Annotated in this window: 21 protein-coding genes; 8 read left to right on the forward strand and 13 right to left on the reverse strand. The window is 45.6% G+C overall.

All coding sequences use genetic code 11. From position 1 onward, the window contains the following. Nucleotides 1-138: 138 nt before the first annotated feature. On the forward strand, nt 139-2,925 hold the full coding sequence (gene ppc, locus ACO0KY_RS05740) for a phosphoenolpyruvate carboxylase (protein ID WP_423044804.1): 2,787 nt from the start codon (nt 139-141) through the stop codon (nt 2,923-2,925). Nucleotides 2,926-3,007: 82 nt separating this feature from the next. On the opposite strand, the gene ACO0KY_RS05745 is transcribed toward ppc, so the two are convergent. Continuing rightward, a complete protein-coding gene (locus tag ACO0KY_RS05745) occupies nt 3,008-3,583 on the reverse strand; it encodes an outer membrane beta-barrel protein (RefSeq protein ID WP_423044805.1) in 576 nt (191 codons plus the stop codon). Between the two features lie 303 nt (nt 3,584-3,886). Here ACO0KY_RS05745 and ACO0KY_RS05750 point away from each other — a divergent pair, with 303 nt between their 5' ends. Next, nucleotides 3,887-4,105, forward strand: coding sequence for a YjfB family protein (locus ACO0KY_RS05750; protein WP_423044806.1), 219 nt, complete (start codon nt 3,887-3,889; stop codon nt 4,103-4,105). 174 nt (nt 4,106-4,279) lie between these two features. Then, nucleotides 4,280-4,717 (forward strand): hemerythrin domain-containing protein, encoded by a 438-nt coding sequence (locus tag ACO0KY_RS05755; protein WP_423044807.1) that lies wholly within the window; start codon nt 4,280-4,282, stop codon nt 4,715-4,717. 21 nt (nt 4,718-4,738) lie between these two features. Here ACO0KY_RS05755 and ACO0KY_RS05760 read toward each other — a convergent pair whose 3' ends face one another. Then, nucleotides 4,739-4,957 carry an RNA-binding S4 domain-containing protein gene (locus ACO0KY_RS05760; RefSeq protein ID WP_186910508.1) on the reverse strand — a complete coding sequence of 73 codons (219 nt, stop codon included), beginning with the start codon at nt 4,955-4,957 and terminating at the stop codon, nt 4,739-4,741. A gap of 440 nt (nt 4,958-5,397) precedes the next feature. Here ACO0KY_RS05760 and ACO0KY_RS05765 point away from each other — a divergent pair, with 440 nt between their 5' ends. The 4 genes from ACO0KY_RS05765 (at nt 5,398) to ACO0KY_RS05780 (ending at nt 7,887) form a co-directional block, all read left to right on the forward strand. Further along, nucleotides 5,398-5,655, forward strand: coding sequence for a DUF2282 domain-containing protein (locus ACO0KY_RS05765; RefSeq protein WP_186910509.1), 258 nt, complete (start codon nt 5,398-5,400; stop codon nt 5,653-5,655). Between the two features lie 36 nt (nt 5,656-5,691). Next, nucleotides 5,692-6,573, forward strand: coding sequence for a DUF692 domain-containing protein (locus ACO0KY_RS05770; protein ID WP_423044808.1), 882 nt, complete (start codon nt 5,692-5,694; stop codon nt 6,571-6,573). A 1-nt stretch (nt 6,574) separates the two neighbouring features. Beyond that, nucleotides 6,575-7,354 (forward strand): putative DNA-binding domain-containing protein, encoded by a 780-nt coding sequence (locus tag ACO0KY_RS05775; protein WP_423044809.1) that lies wholly within the window; start codon nt 6,575-6,577, stop codon nt 7,352-7,354. Nucleotides 7,355-7,425: 71 nt separating this feature from the next. Next, nucleotides 7,426-7,887, forward strand: coding sequence for a DoxX family protein (locus ACO0KY_RS05780; protein WP_423044810.1), 462 nt, complete (start codon nt 7,426-7,428; stop codon nt 7,885-7,887). Nucleotides 7,888-7,944: 57 nt separating this feature from the next. On the opposite strand, the gene ACO0KY_RS05785 is transcribed toward ACO0KY_RS05780, so the two are convergent. The 3 genes from ACO0KY_RS05785 to ACO0KY_RS05795 form a co-directional block, all read right to left on the reverse strand. Further along, the gene (locus ACO0KY_RS05785) at nt 7,945-10,947 is read right to left on the reverse strand and encodes an ATP-binding protein (protein ID WP_423044811.1); all 3,003 of its coding nucleotides are present in this window, start codon (nt 10,945-10,947) and stop codon (nt 7,945-7,947) included. Nucleotides 10,948-11,082: 135 nt separating this feature from the next. Then, complete coding sequence (locus ACO0KY_RS05790; protein ID WP_423044812.1) at nt 11,083-11,895, reverse strand: substrate-binding periplasmic protein; 813 nt, start codon at nt 11,893-11,895, stop codon at nt 11,083-11,085. A gap of 297 nt (nt 11,896-12,192) precedes the next feature. Continuing rightward, nucleotides 12,193-13,008: a mechanosensitive ion channel family protein gene (locus tag ACO0KY_RS05795; RefSeq protein ID WP_423044813.1), complete on the reverse strand. Its 816-nt coding sequence runs from the start codon at nt 13,006-13,008 to the stop codon at nt 12,193-12,195. A gap of 307 nt (nt 13,009-13,315) precedes the next feature. Here ACO0KY_RS05795 and ACO0KY_RS05800 point away from each other — a divergent pair, with 307 nt between their 5' ends. Beyond that, nucleotides 13,316-13,816, forward strand: coding sequence for a Dps family protein (locus ACO0KY_RS05800; protein WP_281388275.1), 501 nt, complete (start codon nt 13,316-13,318; stop codon nt 13,814-13,816). A 27-nt stretch (nt 13,817-13,843) separates the two neighbouring features. On the opposite strand, the gene phnE is transcribed toward ACO0KY_RS05800, so the two are convergent. From phnE to prpR, 8 genes are all read right to left on the reverse strand, one after another. Continuing rightward, nucleotides 13,844-14,665, reverse strand: a complete 822-nt coding sequence (gene phnE / locus ACO0KY_RS05805; RefSeq protein ID WP_423044814.1) for a phosphonate ABC transporter, permease protein PhnE — start codon at nt 14,663-14,665, stop codon at nt 13,844-13,846. After that, nucleotides 14,662-15,507, reverse strand: coding sequence for a PhnE/PtxC family ABC transporter permease (locus tag ACO0KY_RS05810; RefSeq protein WP_423044815.1), 846 nt, complete (start codon nt 15,505-15,507; stop codon nt 14,662-14,664). The genes phnE and ACO0KY_RS05810 overlap by 4 nt, the downstream gene beginning before the upstream one ends. Before the next feature lie 11 nt (nt 15,508-15,518). Further along, nucleotides 15,519-16,373, reverse strand: coding sequence for a phosphonate ABC transporter ATP-binding protein (locus ACO0KY_RS05815; protein ID WP_423044816.1), 855 nt, complete (start codon nt 16,371-16,373; stop codon nt 15,519-15,521). Next, nucleotides 16,373-17,251, reverse strand: coding sequence for a putative selenate ABC transporter substrate-binding protein (locus tag ACO0KY_RS05820; RefSeq protein ID WP_423044817.1), 879 nt, complete (start codon nt 17,249-17,251; stop codon nt 16,373-16,375). The genes ACO0KY_RS05815 and ACO0KY_RS05820 overlap by 1 nt, the downstream gene beginning before the upstream one ends. A gap of 117 nt (nt 17,252-17,368) precedes the next feature. Then, entirely contained in the window at nt 17,369-18,358 is a 990-nt protein-coding gene (locus ACO0KY_RS05825) for a diguanylate cyclase (protein ID WP_423044818.1), read from the reverse strand. Continuing rightward, complete coding sequence (locus ACO0KY_RS05830) at nt 18,358-18,969, reverse strand: chemotaxis protein CheC (RefSeq protein ID WP_186910519.1); 612 nt, start codon at nt 18,967-18,969, stop codon at nt 18,358-18,360. The genes ACO0KY_RS05825 and ACO0KY_RS05830 overlap by 1 nt, the downstream gene beginning before the upstream one ends. A 2-nt stretch (nt 18,970-18,971) precedes the next feature. Further along, nucleotides 18,972-19,331: a response regulator transcription factor gene (locus tag ACO0KY_RS05835; RefSeq protein WP_186910520.1), complete on the reverse strand. Its 360-nt coding sequence runs from the start codon at nt 19,329-19,331 to the stop codon at nt 18,972-18,974. A 101-nt stretch (nt 19,332-19,432) separates the two neighbouring features. Then, nucleotides 19,433-21,046, reverse strand: coding sequence for a propionate catabolism operon regulatory protein PrpR (prpR, locus tag ACO0KY_RS05840; RefSeq protein WP_423044819.1), 1,614 nt, complete (start codon nt 21,044-21,046; stop codon nt 19,433-19,435). Nucleotides 21,047-21,133: the final 87 nt, after the last annotated feature.

Consider the following 21,133-nt stretch of genomic DNA (forward strand, 5'->3'; position numbering starts at 1 on the left):
TCGTATAAATTGTTGTATGTAAGCCTCATGTCAATTCATGGCTTTATGCTGGAATGCCTGAGGAAATTACGTGCGCAATGTAATGCATCAAGAATTTTCATCTTTCCTTGTTTACTCCTACCGTAGAATTTCGTCAGCATGAATACTCATCTCCAACCTCAACACAAAATGAACGATAAAGACGACGATAAAGACCAGAGCTTGCGCGAAGATATTCGCCGCCTTGGGCGCCTGCTAGGTGATACGGTAAGAAGTCAACACGGTGACGAAGTGTTCGATTTAATTGAGCAAGTACGACAAAACTCGATCCGCTTCCGGCGTGATGCGGATGAGGCGGCGCGTACCGAGCTGGAGTCGACCTTGGATAGTCTGACCAATGACCAGACGACGCAGGTGATACGTGCATTCAGTTATTTTTCGCATCTGGTAAATCTGGCGGAGGATCAGCATCATATTCGCCGTACCCGTGCCCATCAGATTGCTGGCTCTGCACCGCGTGCGGGTAGTTTGGCGCATACGATAGAGGCACTTTATAACACCGGACACACCACGCAGCAGCTCGTTGACTTTTTTCAGGCTGCGCAGGTTGTGCCGGTATTGACCGCGCATCCGACCGAGGTGCAGCGCAAGAGTATCTTGAATTGCCAGATGGTGATTACACGATTGCTTGACGAGCGTGATCGCATGCAATTGACGCCCGAAGAAGCGGCTGCGAATGAAGAAGCATTAGGACGTGCGGTACTCACGCTGTGGCAAACTCGTATGTTGCGTACCTCTAAACTGTCAGTGCTTGATGAAGTAGAAAATGGGTTGAGCTTTTACGACTACACGTTTTTACATGAGTTGCCTCAGTTGTACGCGGGTCTTGAGGATTTGCTCGTCAGTAAAGATCCTGCATTTAAGCAGACAGAGTTGCCGAGTTTTATGAAAATGGGTAGCTGGATCGGTGGTGATCGTGACGGTAACCCGTTTGTAACAGCGACAATACTCGAAAAAACGCTGGCGATGCAAAGCACCCGCGCATTTAAATTTTACCTCGACGAATTGCATACCTTAGGCTCTCAGTTATCGATGGCGACTTTGTTGGTTAAAGTGTCTGACGAGTTGCAGGCCTTAGCGCAGCGTTCCCCCGATCACTCTCCACATCGTTCTGATGAGCCATATCGCCTGGCGATCAGCGGCATTTATGCGCGTGTTGCGGCGACGTATACGCATTTGCTGGGTTTGTTGCCAACCATTGCGCCTAGCGGTGATGCGCCGGTGTATGCGACAGCCGAAGAGCTGGCAGCGGATCTTGATATCGTTCACCAATCTTTGTTGGAGCATGGTTCTGCAGCGATTACGCGCGGCCGGCTGCGTCACCTGCGCCGCGCAGTACGAGTGTTTGGTTTTCATTTGGCGCCAGTCGATTTGCGTCAGAATTCTGATGTGCATGAGCGCGTCGTCGCTGAATTATTGCAAGCAGCGAATCCAGAAGTGAGTTATCTGGCGATGTCAGAAGAAGAGCGTATTGCGGCCTTGATTGTTGAAATCAGTTCTGCCCGACCATTGGCTTCCCCGTATCTGGTTTATTCCGAAGAAACGCAATCTGAATTAGCGATTTATCGCGCAGCGGCAACCGCTAAAAAGCGCTACGGTGATGGCGCAGTTCCAAATTGCATTATCTCCAAAACCGACGGCGTGTCGGATATGTTGGAATTAGCGCTATTGCTCAAAGAATCAGGCTTACTGCATCCGGCAGAAGGGCGTCTCGACGTCAATATTATCCCGCTGTTTGAGACGATTGAAGACTTGCAAAACAGTGCGCCAGTAATGGATAGATTGTTTGCTATTCCTGCTTACGCGCGGCTGCTGGCTAGTCGCGACAATGCGCAGGAAGTGATGTTGGGTTATTCCGATAGTAATAAAGATGGCGGTTTTCTGACTTCTGGCTGGGAATTGTATAAAGCTGAATTGGATCTGGTGCAGGTCTTTGCTCGTCATCAAGTGCGACTGCGCTTATTCCATGGTCGCGGTGGTTCTGTAGGTCGTGGTGGTGGCCCCAGCTATCAGGCGATTCTCGCGCAACCCGCTGGTGCGGTACAAGGGCAGATTCGCCTGACTGAACAAGGGGAAGTAATTACTGCCAAATACGGTAATCCAGAGGTAGGGCGCCGCAATCTGGAGGTGCTCGCAGCAGCAACGATGGAAGCGAGTATGCTGGCAGATGCTGAACAGCCGCCTAAGCCAGAGTTTTTATCGGCAATGGAAGAGTTGTCGGCGCACGCATTTAAAGCCTATCGCGACCTGGTTTATGAGACGGAAGGTTTCGAACAATACTTCTGGGAGTCGACGGTGATTTCAGAGATCGCCGGATTGAATATCGGCAGCCGCCCGGCATCTCGAAAAAAATCGACTGCGATTGAAGACCTGCGAGCCATTCCTTGGGTATTTAGTTGGTCGCAATGTCGCCTGATGTTGCCGGGTTGGTTTGGTTTTGGCGCTGCGGTTCAGCATTACTTGAAAACACACCCTGAACATGGTCTGCAAACCTTGCAGGCGATGTTCAAGGAGTGGTCATTCTTCTCGACCGTATTGTCCAACATGGAGATGGTGTTGGCGAAGAGTGACATAGGGATTGCGAGTCGCTATGCGCAATTGGTCAAGGACGATGCTTTACGCGCACGTATTTTCCCGCGCATGGAAGCAGAACATGCGTTGACAATCGAGGTGTTAAAGGCGATTTCTGGTCAGGATGAGTTGCTGGCTGCGAATCCATTGTTAGCACGTTCTATCAGAAATCGGTTCCCTTATCTTTCACCATTAAATCACGTGCAAGTGGAGTTGTTAGAGCGTTTCCGTAACGGTGATGAAGATGAACGCGTTCGTCGTGGCATTCATTTATCGATTAACGGTATCGCTGCCGGTTTGCGTAATAGTGGTTGAAGCTAGGCATTCGGGCTCTCATTCTCTTCAGAAAAAAAACCGCAACACTTCAGTGTTTGCGGTTTTTTTATATTGTGAAAATTTAGAAACCTGCTTGCAGACCAATACTAAAATTGTTTGCGGTGGTGCTGGTAGTGGTAGTCATATCCACTTTGCGAGATGAGATTTCTGCTCTCAGCGCCACGCGCGGAGTGATTGCGTATGTGGCCCCAAAGCCAAAGACGGGTTTAGTTGAGTTCAATGACCCGTTGATTGGCCAACCACCAGCGTAACCGTTGGTCTCTGCCTTTGTAAATGCAATACCAACTTTAGCAAAACCTTCCACTTTTTCCATGATCTGGTGGCGATAGACACCAGAGAGATCAAATCCTTTCGCCTTGATCGACGCAGCAGCTGGACCGGTTGCTGTGTAGCTGCTTGCGTGAATAGTGCCTAAAGAGGTGTAGCTGGCTTCTGTGCCCCAGTTCGCGTTGAAATGATAACCGCCTAAAACTGAGAAAGACGTGTCATAGGTATCGCAAAAACTTGCTTGAGAGCAGCTGGTTTCCCAGCGTGCCTGACCCACTGTACCGCCTACGTATGCTTGTGCCATAGAATTGGCACTGAAAGTAAATGCGAAGAGTGCAACGACGGCGGACATGGTTTTTGTGTTGAACATGGTAGACCTTGTGTAATGAGAATTTTTCCCTGAGAGAGCTCTTGATTGAAATAGTCGTAATCGTAAAATCTCAGGCGGGCTGCATTGTAACAAATTGGTTTTTTTATTGCACGAACGTTCGTTTCTTTAATAATTTAAGTTGGGGTAATTATTTATTGTTATTTATGTAATAAGTGATCTGTTATTTAGAATAATTGTGTAATTGCGCTCGCCGTAAAAATTTAAATATAATTTTTGAGCAAAATAAATTAAAGAAGCGGTTAAGGCTTGCCGTTACCACTCGCATAGATAAGGGGAATTGTCATGGAAGTTACTGATATTGCTAATGTTGCAACAACACTGGCACAAGTAGGAACGAGTGATGCCGTCAATATTGCCGTGTTAAAACGTGCTAGCGATATTGAGGCGCAAAATGCTGCGGCTTTGATTTCTGCAATTCCTACCCCAACCCCGGTCGCAACGACGCCGTCGGTCTCTAATTTACCTCTTAACTTGGGGCGAAATGTTAATACAACGGCCTAAGCTGACAGCTACCTTCAAACTTTACATCCGGGCAGTAAAGCCAGTTAGCTAAACATGTTATTTTTTATGCAGCGCACTTTTGTGCGCTGTTTTTATTGCTAGAATGATTTTGAACAAGCAAAGTTTTTGTTGTTCGGCCATAATCTTGGCACTTTATAGCAAGAGGAAAAAATAATGAGTCAGGAAACATGGTCTTGGTCGGATCGACTGAGTTTGAATTACGAACCGATGGACGATACCCACAGAGAGTTTGTGCAACTGTGTGGGGCACTGGCTGAGGATAATCCCCCCACCTTTATCCAACGACTCGATGCCCTGATTGAGCATTCGATAGCACATTTTGAGCAAGAAAATAATTGGATGACTGAGACCGGATTTCCACCAGCCGGTTGCCACAAGCAAGAGCATGATGCGGTGTTGGAGGTGATGCGCGAAGTACGTCAGCGAGTACTGGACGGAGACACTGACTTGGCACCTCGACTGGCAGAAGAATTGCCGCATTGGTTTGAGCACCATGTCGACACCATGGATAATATGCTCGCCAGATTTATGGCGGCGAATCCTGAGAAATTGTCGGAATCTGAAATCGTAGAAAGCAGTCAGTCAGCCTGAGACAGGATCGTGTGATACGAATTATGCGGCGGTGACGGTGATTTCTATATCGCCTAGCTGTACGACTTGTCCGGCACGAATTTTTGCAGTTTTGCGTAATTCTTGTTGACCGTCAACGCTAACGTCGCCGCTGGCAACGATTTGCTTGCCAGCGCCACCACTTTCGCAGAGTCCAACCAGCTTTAAAAGTTGGTTTAATTCAACAAATTCACCTTCCAGGCTGAAGTCTAATTTTTGCATGGTCGCTCCGACAGAATATTAAAAAAGGGCGAAGAATACACCAAAACATATCGCTTAGTCGCTATCTTTTGGCATCTTTCGGTCAACGGGGATGAATCTCAGTCTCCAGGTATGTTCACTGCACGCGTGTTTTAGCTGAAGGCACTGCACACACTCAGTGCATCAAAACTCAGATATGTGTGATCATCATAGGTAAAACCTAACATAGCGCTTGAAAATTTACCCAATCCTAGTACGATGCAGATGCAGTATCTGCAAAAATGAATCTAAGCTAAAAGTTTTTGCGTATATATCATTGTTGGGCAAAACGTATTTTTTTAGCGATGCGTGTAAGTTTATTCGTTTTGCTTCGACTATAGAGTGTAGTTGGCGTGTTTTTTAATATGTTATCTATCAAATCTATTTAATCTATCTCATCTACTCAATTTACGGAGAATCAAATGAATAACAAAGCAATGATCGCAGTCGCACTGGCAGGCTTGGTTGGATCTTCTATGGCAATGGCAGCAGATGCACCAAAAACAGAAAAATGCTACGGCATCGCTAAAGCAGGGCAAAATGATTGTGCAACGAAAACTGGCTCCCATTCTTGTGCAGGTCAAGGCAAGAAAGACAATGATCCAGCGGACTGGAAAAAAGTACCTGCCGGCACTTGCGAAAAAGCTGGTGGCAAAACTGATACAGCAAAAGCTTCTTAATTTTTAGCTTTGTTTAGTTGATATCATTTTTGGTGAATGCCTTCTCTGACTACTAATCGCTGTCGCCCCCACCAGGTTCTTTCGGGAACCGGGGTGGGGCTGCGAACCCCGCATTATCGCGATTTTCTTCAGTCGCCTGTCGCCGTGGATTGGATCGAAGTCCATTCCGAAAACTATTTCGGTGAAGGCGGCTACGATTTATTTGTACTTCAAACGTTGCGCCAACAATATCCGGTAAGCCTACATGGGGTTGGTCTCGGGTTGGGGTCGGCGCAAGGCTACCGCCAACAACATATTACAAAGTTAAAACGTCTTATTGAACGTATCGAGCCCGGTTTGGTGTCTGAGCACTTATGCTGGGGAGCGATTGCAGGTCGTAGCTTGAATGATTTGCTCCCGTTGCCATTGATGCGCTCTGCCTTGGATCTGGTTTGCGAACGGATCGACGATCTGCAACATCAATTGCAAAGACAAGTCTTGATCGAAAATGTCTCAACTTATGTGCGGTTTGCACAAGATGAAATGTCAGAGGCAGAATTTTTGCGGCAACTGGTTAAACGTACTGGTTGCGGCGTTCTGCTCGACATCAATAATTTATATGTGAATGAAGTCAATCACGGTGAGGATGCGCGTGCAGCCTTGCAATGTATGGCGTCACTACCTGCCGGAACAGTGGGTGAAATTCACCTTGCAGGTTTTTTGGAAACGGACGACTGTCTGGTGGATAACCATGGTAGTGACGTCAGTGCACCTGTCTGGTTTTTGTTTTCTGAAGCGTGTGCCTTGCTAGGAAATGATATTCCAGTGCTGATTGAATGGGATACAGATATTCCCGCTTTATCGGTGTTGTTGGCAGAAGCGGAAAAAGCACGTCAATTTCAATTGAACGCGCAGCAGCCGTTGACGGCGACGGCATAAAATGATGAAGCTAGAACAGATACAAGCCGATTTTGCACAAGCATTGATGGATCCCGACTTTATGGTGAGTCTGGTGCCGCAACTTCAGGTATCAGCACGTCAGAATGAACGTTTCGCTTATTACCGCGGAAATATCGCTGGCATCTGGACTTCTGCATTAAAAAATGCTTACCCGGTTTTGTTGCAGCTCGTCGGTATCGATTTTTTCGAGGAAATGGCGAAAGCCTATGGGCGCGCTTATCCTTCGCAGTCGGGCGATTTAAATCAATTTGGCGCACAGTTATCTGATTTTCTGCGTGATAGCGATTTTATTTCTGATTATCCGTATTTTGAAGATATCGCCCGGCTTGAATGGCAATTACATTGCGCATATTATGCGGCGGATGCGCAGGTGCTTAGTCTGCGCGATGCGGTCATTGCTGCTGAACAATCGGGGCAGGATCTTGCGTCTGCGATTTTAATGCCGCATCCGGCGGTTGGTCTATTCCTGTCGCCCATGAGTGCCGTGGAGATATGGCTTGCGCATCAGGAAGGCGAATCGATGGAATTCCCAGCTGTCATGCAAAAAGAAAATTTCGCTTTGATATCGCGCCCGCAATGGCAAGCGTTGGTGTCACCTTTAAGCAAGGCTGATTATCTTGTCCTGCAATCCTTATTTCAAAAAACAAGCGTTGGGGATGCTTTGGAGCTGGCGCTGAGTGAGGATGCTCAATTTGATATTGGTGCAGCTTTGCAGCGCTGGTTTTCGGACGGTAGTTTTACACAAATTAATTTTTTATGAGGTCTATGAATTGAATGTAAGAATTTAGTGACGAAGCCGACTCAATAATATCAATCAACTTGGAGAATCTGATGCACTATTTTTTACGCTTACATACACTTAGCCAGCTATTTGATGAGCAAATACAGCGCTGGGGCGGAAGTCTGGTCAGCTTAGGTTTGCGACTTTTTATTGGCTGGCAATTCTTTAAAGCTGGTTTGATAAAAGTATCGGATTGGACTGTCACGCTTTCCTTATTTAATGATGAATACACAGTGCCAGTTTTGCCACCGGAGGTTGCTGCGGTGATGGGGGCGGGTGGTGAGCTGTTTTTTCCGGTATTGCTAGCATTAGGACTTTTCTCACGTCCAGCTGCCTTGGGTTTGTTGGCAGTTAACGTGATGGCGGTGATTTCTTACCCGCAGTTATTTCAGTTCGAATGTCCCGCTGCTATCAACGATCACTTTTATTGGGGAATTTCTTTGCTGGTTTTAGTGGCATTTGGTCCAGGTAAATTTAGCCTTGACGAGTTTTTTAAAGCTAAACGTACTTAAGCTTAGTTAGATTAGATCGCAGATCTGACTTAGAGCTAATATGCCGTAGATAAGCAGTTACGCGGTCGACGCCTGCATGGCTTGCAGATTTTGTTCAAATTTTTCTAAGCCTTCGATTAATGTAGCATGGAGTTCAATCGCTTTATTTAAATTGGATTCCTTTCCTGCTATTTCCATGTTCTCACCGATCATCGCAATGACTGATATACCTAAATTAGCGCTTGCGCCTTTGATCTGATGTCCAAGTGCCTTCACTTCAGCGAAATTTTTTTGATTAATTGCCACTTGTAAATGGCTTATCAGTGGTCGCGTTGTTTCTAGAAAAAGATTTAAAATTTCAATGTGCATACCTTTATCGTCGCCCAACATATCGACTAATCTGCTTTGATCAATCATGGGGGCGGCTTCAGCCGTATTACCTATCCCTGAATTTTCGGTGGAATCTATATCAGATATGATATTTGTTGTCCTCAAATATCTTGTTAACACAGCTTTTAATTCAGATTTATTGACTGGTTTTGATAAGTAATCATCCATTCCAGCTTCTATACATTGCGGCTTTTCTTCGCGCATTGCATTTGCCGTTAGTGCAACGATAGGAATGTGTTTCCCGCTATTACTTTCAATTTTGCGGATGCGTCGTGTGGCTTCAAAGCCATCCATGATTGGCATGTGGCAATCCATGAGTATCAACGCATATTTTCCTGTGCGCGACATTGTCACGCCTTCTTCACCATTGTTAGCAATATCAGACCGGTAACCTAATTGCTCCAGGATACTGACGGCCACTTTTTGATTGATTAGATTGTCTTCGACGATCAGAATTTTTTCACTGTAATTTTCGATGATTTTGTTGGTAAAAATTTGGTCTTCATTTCTTCGTAAAGGCGTTCCTGGTATTGCACGTTGCCTGCGGTCTTGTCCCTGCTGAATAGCAGCAAAGAGGCTGCTGTATTTTATAGGTACCGGAAGTGACGTCGCATATTCCGGTTCTTTACTATGAAGATCTTGAATGCCTTCACTATCTAGCAGAATGATGTAGGTGTCTGGATGTTTTTGTTTGAGTTGTTCAAGGAGATTTTTGTTGGTTTCGATCAGTTGAGAGTCAAACAGACAGACATGAATCTCCGAAAACTCCTGTATGTGCTGAGAAAATTCCTCTGGATGCTCGGCTATTGCTGCCGATATGCCATAAGACATGAGATATGCTTTGACTCCTTGGGACAAACCATCGCCACGACAAAACGCAAGGACATTGATTTCTTTTTGCTGACGATGGCGTTGCGAGATAGTTTTGCTATTAACACTCACTAACGGAATGTCAAACCAGAACCGGGAGCCTGAGCCTGGCTGGCTTTCAACACCAATTTCACCATCCATTAATTCGACGAGACGCTTGCAAATAGATAGGCCTAAACCTGTACCACCAAAACGTCGTGTGATTGAGTTGTCTGCTTGCGTAAATGGAGTAAACAGGGTGGGGAGTATTTCTGGTGCTATGCCAATACCCGAGTCGATAACTTCGAAGCGAATCAAATGGGTGTTGAGCGTTTTTCCTTGAGAAGTGACTTTGACAGTGATGTCACCATTTTCTGTAAATTTGATCGCATTTCCGATTAAATTTAACAAGATCTGGCGTAGTCGACCTGGGTCGGTGCTGACGATTTCAGGTAGCGTGGGTTCGATAAAATTAATGATGCGAAGATGTTTTCTTTTGGCTCTTTCTAACAAAACTTCAACGCTGGCTTCAACGACATTGAGCAAGTCACATTCGGTTTGCTCGATTTGCATTTTTCCAGCTTCAATTTTTGAGAAATCTAAAATGTCATTAATGATCGCCATCAGCGAGTTGGCAGATTCATCAATAACTTTAGTAAATTCTCTTTGCTTGGGATCGAGTGCGCTGTCTAGCAATAAATTGGTCATGCCGATGACGCCGTTCATTGGCGTGCGAATTTCATGGCTCATGGTGGATAAAAATGCGCTCTTCGCATGATTGGCTTGTTCAGCACGAATTTTAGCAATTTCTAATGCGGATTCATAATGATCACGAATACGCATCAGCCAAGTGAGCAAAGCTGCACAGACCAGAACGAAACACGCGAGTGCAATACCGGTCCATTTTAAGTTGCGTGAGCTTTCGTACCATTTGGCGATGGCATAAGTTTCTGATATGGCGCTAATGGCGACGATGGGGTAGCTGTGGGGCGAGCGGAAATTGATGATATAGGTGTTTTGCGACGAAAAGCTATCTGAAATTGTTAAATGGATTTGCCCGTATTCCGTTTCGCTTTGCAAAAGCTTGAATATCGGTAAGTCGGGGTAAGATTTGCCGAGAGAAAAATGTTCATTTGGTGTTGTGTTGAGTACTTTGCCGCTGTAATCGAATATCGTCACAAAATTGATTTTTGCGCCCAGCATGCTATTGAAATCAGTCAATAAATATTGTGGGTTCACCATGGTGAGCATGATGTAATCCTGTCCTTTGACCGTGACTTGCTTGGCAAAAGGAACGCAATGCGTGCCGTTCAGGTTTTCTTCTTTGGCGACGCCATTGGCGTCTAGCTCATGAATGTCACGGATGAAGACCGGTCGTCCTGCTTCCAGCGCAGTGCCAGGGGTATCTTTAAAACCCATCCATTGAAGGTCAATATGTTTGCCCAATTCAGCACGGTTAGAGCTGGCTAAAACTGTTCCGTCTTTACTTAAAATGGATATCGATCGCAGATGCGTGGAGTTGTTGACCGTTGCGTCAATAATTTTTCGTACTTCCATGTCATTAACACTAACACTAGCACTGGAAGCTTGCCCACTATTTTTGAATATGCCAGCAATGACGTTTAAGGAATTATCAATCGACGATAAAGTTCTGGTGAGATGACTTTCCAGCATCTTCGCCAATAATTCACCGCGAACATTGGTTTCCTGGATTGCGAGTGCTTTGTCGTGATTTAGTAAATAGATCGTTGCAAATAAAATGCCGACACTGAAAATCACACCGGAAATCATCCATAAAGGAAATTTGCGTAAGATGCGCAGTATCTGTGTGTTGGCTTGCATTTTTGGTTATTCGTTTCGTAGATAGAACTTGCGCAAATTGCCCCGACCAAGAGTGCTGATGAACATAGTAAGCATGTACCATGTTGAAAACTCAGAGCCACAAGGTTGCGAATGCCAGTTTTGCGTGCCCCGTACTTAGTTGGTCACGACGATGGGATCCAATTTATGCTTGCTCGCTATGGAGTGTAATCTACCATCTCTTTTAATTTTATCAATAAAAGAATTGATGCGGGCTAAGAAGGCTGGATCACCAGGGGCTATAGCGTAGGCATAATCCGTCATGTGAAATGGCTTAATTGGAGAAATCATTCTTGCCCAGTCGGTGGTTTCCAACATCCGGCGGCTATAAGGGAAGTCCGTCATAAAGACGTCCGCACGTCCTGATTCGACTTCCTGCTCGCGCGTGAGCGGCGGTGCCACGACTAGTAACTTTGCTTGCTTCAGCGTTTTTTGCATGATGGATACCATCAAGGTGCCATCCTGAGCGGCAACGATGCGCCCTGGCTTATCAATGTCATCCCAGGATTGGATCGTGTCGTTGGCTTTTGATTTGATCGCATATATGTCGCTACGCAAATAGGGTTGCGAGAATTCAAGCTGTGCAAGTCTCGCTGGTGTAATGCCCACTGCGTGCATGGCGATATCACATTTGTTTTTTAACAGATTGTCGATCAGCTCCGGAAATGAACTGTCTATGTACCTGATTTTTACACCGAGATCTTTTTCAAGCTCGATGGAGATATCGATGTCGATACCAGTCAAGGTTTTGGTTTTAGGATTCTTGAAGGTAATACCGTAATAGTCAGGCCAAATGCACACTTTGAGTTCGCCTGATTGCAAAATTTGCTGTAGCTTCGCTTTTTGATAGTTTGGTTGCGCGGCAAGGGAAACACAACTTATTGCACTTAACAGGGTCGCGATAATAAAAGCTGGAAGATTTGTTTTCACGGTGCTGGTCCTAATGGAGTCAAACAAAGATAAGCTTGGTAAGCATTTGATGTGAATGCTTATCAAATAAGATCAGTGTGACGACAAATTGGTATGAAGTGCAATTAAATTTTGGTTAAATACATGCAATTATCTAACTTGTTTTACAGAAATTCTTATTCTTAACATTGTTGCAGTAAAGATAGAAAAAATTACTTACTGTTGAGCCTGAAGGCTGATAAACAAAGTGAACGTGGATTTGCCGAGGTTCACTTTGTTATTGCTGTCTAGTTTGACATAGCCTCAATGACTACACGATTAAACGTGACTTTGGTGAATAGCCACCTGATGTACGGCCGGAACAGGCCAGCCAGCCTCAGCGCAGGCTGCTGCAATGGCTTTGTTTGTATCAAAGTAGACTTGCCAGTAATCTTTGTTGTTGCAGTACGGACGTACGGTAATCAGGCTGCCAGCTGCATTGAATTCCAGAATTTCTATCGTCGGTTCTGGTGTGCCGGTGATGTTGGCTACTTTCGCAACGTGACGTTTTAAAACCTCAATTGCCTCTAACGGATTGACGCCATTGGCAATCTGACATTTCAGATCGACGCGGCGATGTGGATTGGAAGAATAATTCACCAGGTTGTCGGAGAAAATTTTGCTGTTGCCGACGTAGACACGCAAGTTGTCACCGGTTGTCATGGTGGTAGAAAACAAGCCAATTTCTGTGACTTCGCCAGTCTGGCCGCCTGCACTAATTGCATCGCCGACTTTGAACGGGCGCAAAATGACAAGAAAAATACCCGCAGCGAAGTTCGACAGCAAGCCAGACCACGCGACGCCAATCGCCACGCCACCAGCAGCGATCAAGGCCGCAAAAGATGTTGTTTGAATTCCGCATACATCCAGAATAGCCATGACCAAAGCAATGCGCAAAGCGACACGTAATGATGATTCGCTGTAGCTAATTAATGTTGGATCAACTTTACGCAGTGTCATTGCCCGGCGTAATAAATTGGTCAGCATGCCGATGACGATGCCACCGATGATCCAGATCGCGATTGCTGACAGGATTTTTATTCCAAACGGAATGAGATACATATTTACAAGTTGTTCGACTTCGATGTTTGGCATGGTTGTCCTTTTAAAAAATGGATCTGAGAGATATATTAATATCGGTTTTTGTGAATTTATTGTCAATGTAAAATATGTAAAGCATTGATAAAAACAGTATTAATTTGCACTACCTGAGTGGATATGACTATGTGTATATTTTGTGGGTGAGTGCACAATATTATTCTTAAAATATATTGATTTTTTTATTTCAATATTTTTCAGCTATTGATTTGATAGCTAAATACCATTGGAAAACCCTGGGTAATAGGTGCAAACTTGTCTCATTCCAGAGAGTTACACTGGACAGATTACAAAGGAGTTCAACATGGAAACGATGAATAATTTACCTCGCCAGAACAGTATTGACATTGGCATCAATGATGCAAACCGTATGCAAATTGCCCAAGGGTTGTCAGTTTTACTGGCTGACAGCTACACCTTGTATCTGATGACGCATAATTTTCATTGGAATGTCACTGGGCCGCACTTTAATACGCTGCACACCATGTTCATGGCGCAATATACTGAGCAGTGGAATGCGCTGGATTTGATCGCTGAGCGCATCCGTTCATTAGGTCATCATGCGCCAGGAACGTACAAAGAATTCGTTCGCTTGTCATCCATTGCAGAAGTGGAGGGCACACCAAAAGCCATGGATATGGTGCGCTATCTGGTGAAAGCTCAGGAAGCGACGGCAAAAACAGCGCGAAACCTTTTTGGGTTTGTGTCAGAGGTCAATGATCAACCAACGGCAGACTTGTTGACCCAACGTTTACAGGTACATGAAAAAACCGCTTGGATGTTGAGAAGTTTGCTTGAAGATTAATCTTTGTTTTTTGGGATGAGGCGATATTTAGTCTGTCAAATGTCGACGCATCCATAAGCTTAGAGCGTCGACCATCGCCACCAGAATCAGCATAGCGATAATGACGGTGGCGGCGGTTGGCATTTGAAAAAGTGATAGATGATATTTAAGCATTTGCCCCAGACCACCGGCACCTACGACACCTAAAATGGCTGCAGCACGGATATTATTTTCCCATCGGTATAGCGTGTAAGATAGAAGTTGTGGAAGGGCCTGAAATAAGCTCGCGTACAAGAAAGCAATGGTAGCGCTGCTACCATTGATGCGCAGCGTGCTTTCACATTCTTTTGGTAGGTTTTCCAGGGTTTCGGCAAATAAGCGACCTAGTACTCCTGATGTATGTGCTGCCAGTGCAATCGTTCCGGCAAACGGACCTAGGCCTGCTGCGATAAGCATGACCGATGCCCACACCAATTCCGGTACCGCTCTAAAGAAATTCAAAAATAAACGAGTACCATGTTTTGCGATAATTCCAAAGCGACCGCTAGCGGGAACTGCCAGAGCCAGTCCAAACGCTGCAGCAATCGCTGTTCCTAAGGCTGACATCGCCAGTGTTTCTAAGGTGGCTATCAATACCTTGTTCAACAGGTTTGAGCTAAGATCTGGCGGCGCGAACCCAAGCAAGAATTCTTTGCTGCTCCGCATTGCTTCGTTACTGAATAAGTTGTTCCAGTCAATATTTACACTTAGAAAGCTGGCGACTGTTAAAACAATCAGTGCAAGTAGCGCTAGCGCAGTTTTTAGCTCAATCATTGCTGGAGGCTGAGGCATATCTGCGTACTCGTTGAAGTTGGAGTTAGTATGCTTCATTCCAAGCCTCTGCGAAATAAGTAGCTGATGATATCGGCAACCCCAACTAGCAACACAAATACGATGAGTATGGTTGATACTTCACCACCTGCCAACATTTTCATCGATTCGTCCATGCGTTGTCCTAGCCCTCCAGCGCCGACAAATCCCATCACAACCGAGCCTCTGATGGCACATTCCCATCGATAAATCGTGTACGAGATTAGCTCAGGCGCAGCATTCGGTAAGGTGCCATAGAAAAAAGCCTGCATACGCGAGCAACCATTTTCAAGTAAAACTTTAGTTGCTCGAGGTTCGCTAGCTTCGATAATTTCTGCATATACTTTTCCCAGCATGCCGCTATAAGTCAGCGCGATGGCCAGCACACCGGCGGTAGGGCCGAGGCCAACAATGCGGACGAGCAGTAGTGCCCAAACCAGTTCGGGCACGCTGCGCAATAACACCAATATCCAGCGCACAATTTGCCTGATTAAACGAGCAAGCCAGTGCATCTGATGTCTTCCCAGACTCGAAATTGACAATTGCTCATTGACGATGAAAGTCATCGGAATTGCTGCCAACATCGCCAACACACTACCAGTAGTGGCCATCGCGATGGTTTGCCAGGTGGCACTGATGACCACATCTAAAAATTCAGGATCATGGGCGGGCGGGAAAAAATCCCCTAAAAATCGACTCGTCGCATAAATACTTTGTGCATCAAGTAGTAACCAAGGTTTAAATTCAGTCAATACCAATGCTGGCCACAGTAGTATGGTAAAAACCAATCCAGTCATCACGCGAGAACGCCACGCAGGATCATTTAAAAGGGTGGTTTGCCGCTTTAGCTGGTTATTTTGCATGAGTTTTAGCTTCAGTAGCACACTGGCTTGTCTATGTGACTGACTAAGGGATATGCATCCGTCTTCATTTCCGGCAGCGTGTTCTGATACAAGTCAGCAATCATTTGGTCGGTAACCTGATGACTGTCGAATTGAATTTTTCCTTCACGCAAACCAATAATGCGGGTGAATTTGCTGCGGGCGTGGTCAACCTGGTGCAAGCTGCAAATGAGGCTTGCATTTCGTGTGCTGGCTTCCTGTTGCAGTGTCTCAAGCGTTTGTGCGGCGAGTTGTGGGTCAAGCGCGGATAGCGGTTCGTCGACTAATAGAAGCTGAGCGGTGGACAACAGCAAGCGTGCAAGTCCACAACGTTGACGTTCTCCGCCGGATAGTTTGTCGACCCGTGCATATAGCTTATCTTGCAGGTTAAAGCGTGATAACACCTGATAGGCCTCAAGCGGCGCCACGGGTTTGATGAGGTTTCTGAGTGCTGTTGCAAATGACCACTGCGGAAGTTTGCCGGCCAGTATCGCAGTGACGACGCGTTGGCGCGCTGGCAGTGGTGGTGTTTGCGGCGCTAAAAATAATTGTCGCCGCAAATCGTGGCGCTCGCTGCTTGACAGCTCCCAGGGTGATTTTTCGTTAAAAATAATCACCCCGGAGCTTGCCTGATGTGCAAAGGCTAGTGTGTGCAGTAGGGTGGTTTTGCCTGCGCCAGACGGCCCTATAATGGCAATTTGCTCACCGCGTGCTATCGTTAAATTGATATCATGAAGCGCAAACTTGCCATTATTTTTTAACGCTGGTTGCTTACCTTCAAAAACTCCGGTAACCGCATCTGGATGCTGAACAAACAGGTTTTGCAAACGCAGTTGTGGCGCTGTCATTACTTTAGCAGTCCGGCATTATGGGCGGCAGCCTCGATCGCTTTGTAGTTCTCTGCCTTCGTTGGAATGAATCGTTTGGTACGCTGTAGTTCCAGAATTTCTTTATCTTGTGGCGAAGCCGGGTTCAGTGTTAAAAATGCTTCCGTAATTTTCTTTTGCATTTCAGATGGCATGTCTGCACGTACCGACCAGTTGTAATCAAAGTAACCAGGGGTGGTGTAAAACACGTGTACTTGCTTGGTATCGACTTTGTTTTGTGCGATGAGTTTTTCCCAGACGGAGATATTCAATGCGCCCGCATCTACCTTGCCGCCGGCGACTGCTGCAACCGTGGCGTCATGTGCGCCAGAAAATGCAATGCGTTTTAAATCAGTGTCGGGATTAATTTTGGCCGCCAACAAATACGAGCGAGGCATTAAATGTCCTGATGTGGAAGATTCAGAGCCAAAGCTGAATGTTTTACCTTTCAGATCCTCTAGCTTGTTAATATCGCCTTTAGTGGTAATAAAGACAGATTGAAACTTCTCATCTTCTTCTCGCTGCACCAGGGGAACGATCTGACCTCTGCTACGTACGTTGGCCTGAACAAAGGTAAAGCCGCCAAACCAGACCATATCTAACTTGTGATTGATCAGGCCTTCAACTGAAGCAGCATAGTCGGTTACTGGGATAAATTCGACTTTGACGCCTAATTTTTTCTCCAGATAAGCGCCCAAGGGCTTAAATTTTCTTTGTAATTCTGTAGGCGCTTCGTCAGGAATCGCAGAAACGCGCAGCACTTGCTGTGCCATGCTGAGGTTGCAAATGAGCCCGCAACTAAGCAATGCAACAGAAATAAGAGAATGAAAACGTCGACGCGGCATAGTGGCGTTTGGCATGGTGTGTCCCGAGTTGAGATTAAAATAGAGAGTTTATCTCGAAATTGACGAGCATGAATACCGATGGTCAAATTGCTCGGATTGATTGCGTTGAATTGAATGAGAAAGCGGTTGTGACTAAGGAATGGTTGCTTTTTGTTCTTCTAAAGGCTGGTAGCTCAAGAAAACGGATCTGTTTCTGCCACTACGTTTAGCGTTGTATAAAGCATTATCGGCAGTGTCTAAAAGGGCATGTGGGTCGCAAGTATCGGTGCCAGAAAAAGTGCTGTAACCGATACTGACAGTCACTTGCTGATCAATGTCAGATTCTTCGTGAAGAATATGTAGATCCCATATCGCTAGTCTTAACTTCTCTGCAAATTGCGCTGCAGATTCTTGCTGCATATTTGGCAGCATTAATACAAATTCCTCACCTCCGAAGCGTGCAACCACATCGCTTACACGCTGTAGCTGTTTTTTTAAAGCTGTTGCAACCGCTATTAAGGCTTTGTCACCTGCAATATGTCCGTAGTAATCGTTGAACTGTTTGAAAAAATCAATGTCGACCATGAATATTGATAGCGGACTGCTTTGTCGTACAGCTTGGGCGAGCGCCATCTTATAATGTTCGTCAAAAAAACGACGATTGTAGATGCCAGTTAGTCCGTCGGTAGTGGCTTCTTTTTTAAGTAATTCAGAGTGAGTTCGTAGAATTTTTTCGCGTTTTATCGAAGTTGACGAATCTGCGACCTGAATAAGACAGTGCCGTTCCCCGCCGATATTGATAGGAGTGAGCGAAATAGATTGCTGTATGCGTTTATCACGTTGTTCGAAATTGCGCTCATATAACGCCAAGGGAGAGCGATGTAGTGCATTCGATAATACAACTGGTAAACCATAATTAATTGCATTGGAAATAGCAGAAATTAATGCTGAACTTGGTGGCTCAGAAAAAGCCATAGAAATATCTTTACCTAAGGCGTTTATCGAGGGGACTCCACTGTGCTTTTCAACCCAGCCATTCCAGAGAGTAATGGTTTGTTGTCTATTAACAACAATTAGCCCTAGATTGATTGAGTCGAATATCTCTTTGATGTCCGTTGATGAATTTGAGAGCAAATCGGACATTAAATAGCTCCTAAAAAACGCTCTATTTCTACTACTAGTTTTGCTAAGGATGTAGAGCCTAAAACAAAAATCAAATGCCCCTTGGAGCGGCGTTTTTCGATCACGAGATCGATATGCAGCAGCAATAAGTAAGCATCATCCTCTCCAGCGTTAATACGCTGAACGATCTCGTCAATTGTCGAGACAGAATAATCAGGTAAAGAACAATCCATCGGTATGCTTAGCATATCTGCCATGGCTGAAAGGCATGCATTGAGGATGATATTGCCTAATTCACACATGGCTTCTTGTTCAAACTCGGCCAGATCTTCTATGCTGATTTGTGAATTCATCATGTCGCGCACAATTTCTAGCGCATGGTCTTCGGCAAATAGTAATATTGCCTCTGCCTCAAAGACACCGGTAAAGGTTTGATGTACGGCACCAAACCTATCAGTGTCTAAGCCAATTACTTCTTTATTAATTTCGGACGATTTGCGAATTTCAACAGAGGGGACAGAGAGTTGTACTTCATCTCCGACAATTTCCGAGAGACTGGCCGCTGCTCTTCCTGCGCCCACGTTGAACACTTCGGCTAACGCGTCAAGATGAAGTTCGCTTAAGGAGTCCATTATTAACTCATAAAGTAGTTGACGACGATAGAAATAGATTTATCCGTAACTGGCTTAGCTACAAAAATTGAACCAATGGAATTCGCACGCGTTTGCATTGTGTCTTGCACGTTGGCGGAAAAAATTGCGATGCGCATATGAGGATGCAGTTGCAATATCTGTTCTGCTGCATCGGTACCAAGTATGCCAGGCATATTGATATCCATCGTGCAGAAATCCAGATGTTGTTCTTGGGTCATTTTGATCGCATCCTCTCCGCAACCGGCTTCAAAAACTTCCCAATCAGGTTGCACTGCTTTAATATGGGCGCGGATTACCATACGTGAAACTTTGCTGTCATCAACAATGAGTAATTTTTTCATAATATATTGCGATGTTTTATAGATTGTTGTTAGTGTTATCAAGTTTTATCTAGATCATTCTACCTCACAGCTTCGACATTTCAACATGTAAAAATCTTCAATTAATGTTTCTTGAGTTTGCGCCATAAGGTGGTCCGGCTGATTCCGAGATAGGCGGCTGCGGCTTCACGGTTATGATTGAATCGTTCCATTACTTGTTCTATAGAAATATTTTCTTCTGAAGAGGGTGTTTTGACTGAAAACTCGTTCTCAGTGTTGACCGACGAATAGCTCGATGAAATCAGTTCCGGACAAATTTTTCGGACAAAGTTCAAAGTCAGTGCCTGCAAAGGTTCTGCGCTCAGAAACAGCGCTAGTCTTTCCATCATATTTCGTAATTCTCTGACGTTGCCAGGCCATGAATATTGTTCCAATAGCGGTCTGCAAGTGTTGATTTCTGCATGTAGATTGATATGCGGGCGTGTTCCCAGATTTGCCAGTGCCTGCTTGAGCGACCATTCCGTCAAAGGCAGGATGTCTTCATGGCGATCTCGCAGTGGGGGCAACGGTAATCGCAAAATCGCCAGACGGTAGAATAGGTCAGCTCTGAAGCGACCTTCTTGAATGCGGCTTTCGAGATCACAATGGGTCGCGCTGATGACGCGAACATCAACGGGAATGGGGCGTATCCCCCCAACTCTGACGATCTCTCTTTCCTCTAGCACCCGAAGCAAGCGTGTTTGCAAATTGATGGGCATTTCGCCGATTTCATCTAAAAATAGGGTGCCGCGATGTGCTGCCTCTAGTAAACCTGCATGACCACCGCGACGTGAACCGGTGAATGCACCGTCTTCATAACCAAATAACTCTGATTCCAGCAAACTTTCAGCGATAGCGCCGCAATTAATGGCGATAAAAGGAAACCGCGTCCGGGGGCTTTCTTTGTGAATTGCTTGCGCTGCAAGTTCCTTGCCTGTGCCGGTTTCTCCCTGGAGCAGAACGGTGCTCGTTGAACGGGCATAGAGTTCGATTGCGCGTCGAGTGGCTTGCATCGCCATTGAGTCGCCACGCAAGTCTTTGATGCCATGTCTGGCGCGCGGCGCATCGGTGGATGGGCGGCGACCTTTGGCAGATTCTAAGGCAGTTAGTCGCGCCAATTCCAGCGCGTCGTCGAATGCCTGGCGTATTGAGCTGGCGGAATACATAAAAATACCCGTTAGTCCGGCTTCTTCCGCCAGATCGGTAATTAAACCAGCACCAACAATAGCTTGTATACCGCTCGCTTTAAGTTCACCGATTTGCGCTCTGGCATCCTCTTCGGTGACATAGGTTCTTTGCTCGATATTGAAGCCAAAGGTGGTTTTGAAATCAGCTAGTTCGGGCATGGTTTCCTGGTAAGTGATAATGCCAATCTCGCTTGACACTTTGCGTGCTCTTGCTAAACCTTGCATGACATCAAAACCACTGGCTTTTGCAATAACAACCGGTACCGGTAACCGGTTTTTGAGATACGCACCATTTGAACCCGCTGCAATGACCACGTCGCAACGCTCGGTTTGCAGGCGTTCACGGATGTGTTGAACGGCGTCTTCAAAGCCCATGTGTAAAGGGACGATGTCTGCATTGGCGTCGTATTCCACCATGATGTCCCGAAACATATCGAACAGGCGTGAGATCGATACTGTCCAGATGATGGGTTTGTCTTGGGGATCGCGTTGGCTGGTGGGATGCTTCATGTTAAATTTGTCGGCGTAAAAGGCGTTGTCAGATATGTTTCATTATATGTTTCATTTTATGTTGCATTTTATGTTTCGTGAAATTTA

Origin of the sequence: Undibacterium sp. Dicai25W (genome assembly GCF_049340505.1) — a bacterium.
GTDB classification, from domain to species: domain Bacteria; phylum Pseudomonadota; class Gammaproteobacteria; order Burkholderiales; family Burkholderiaceae_D; genus Undibacterium; species Undibacterium jejuense.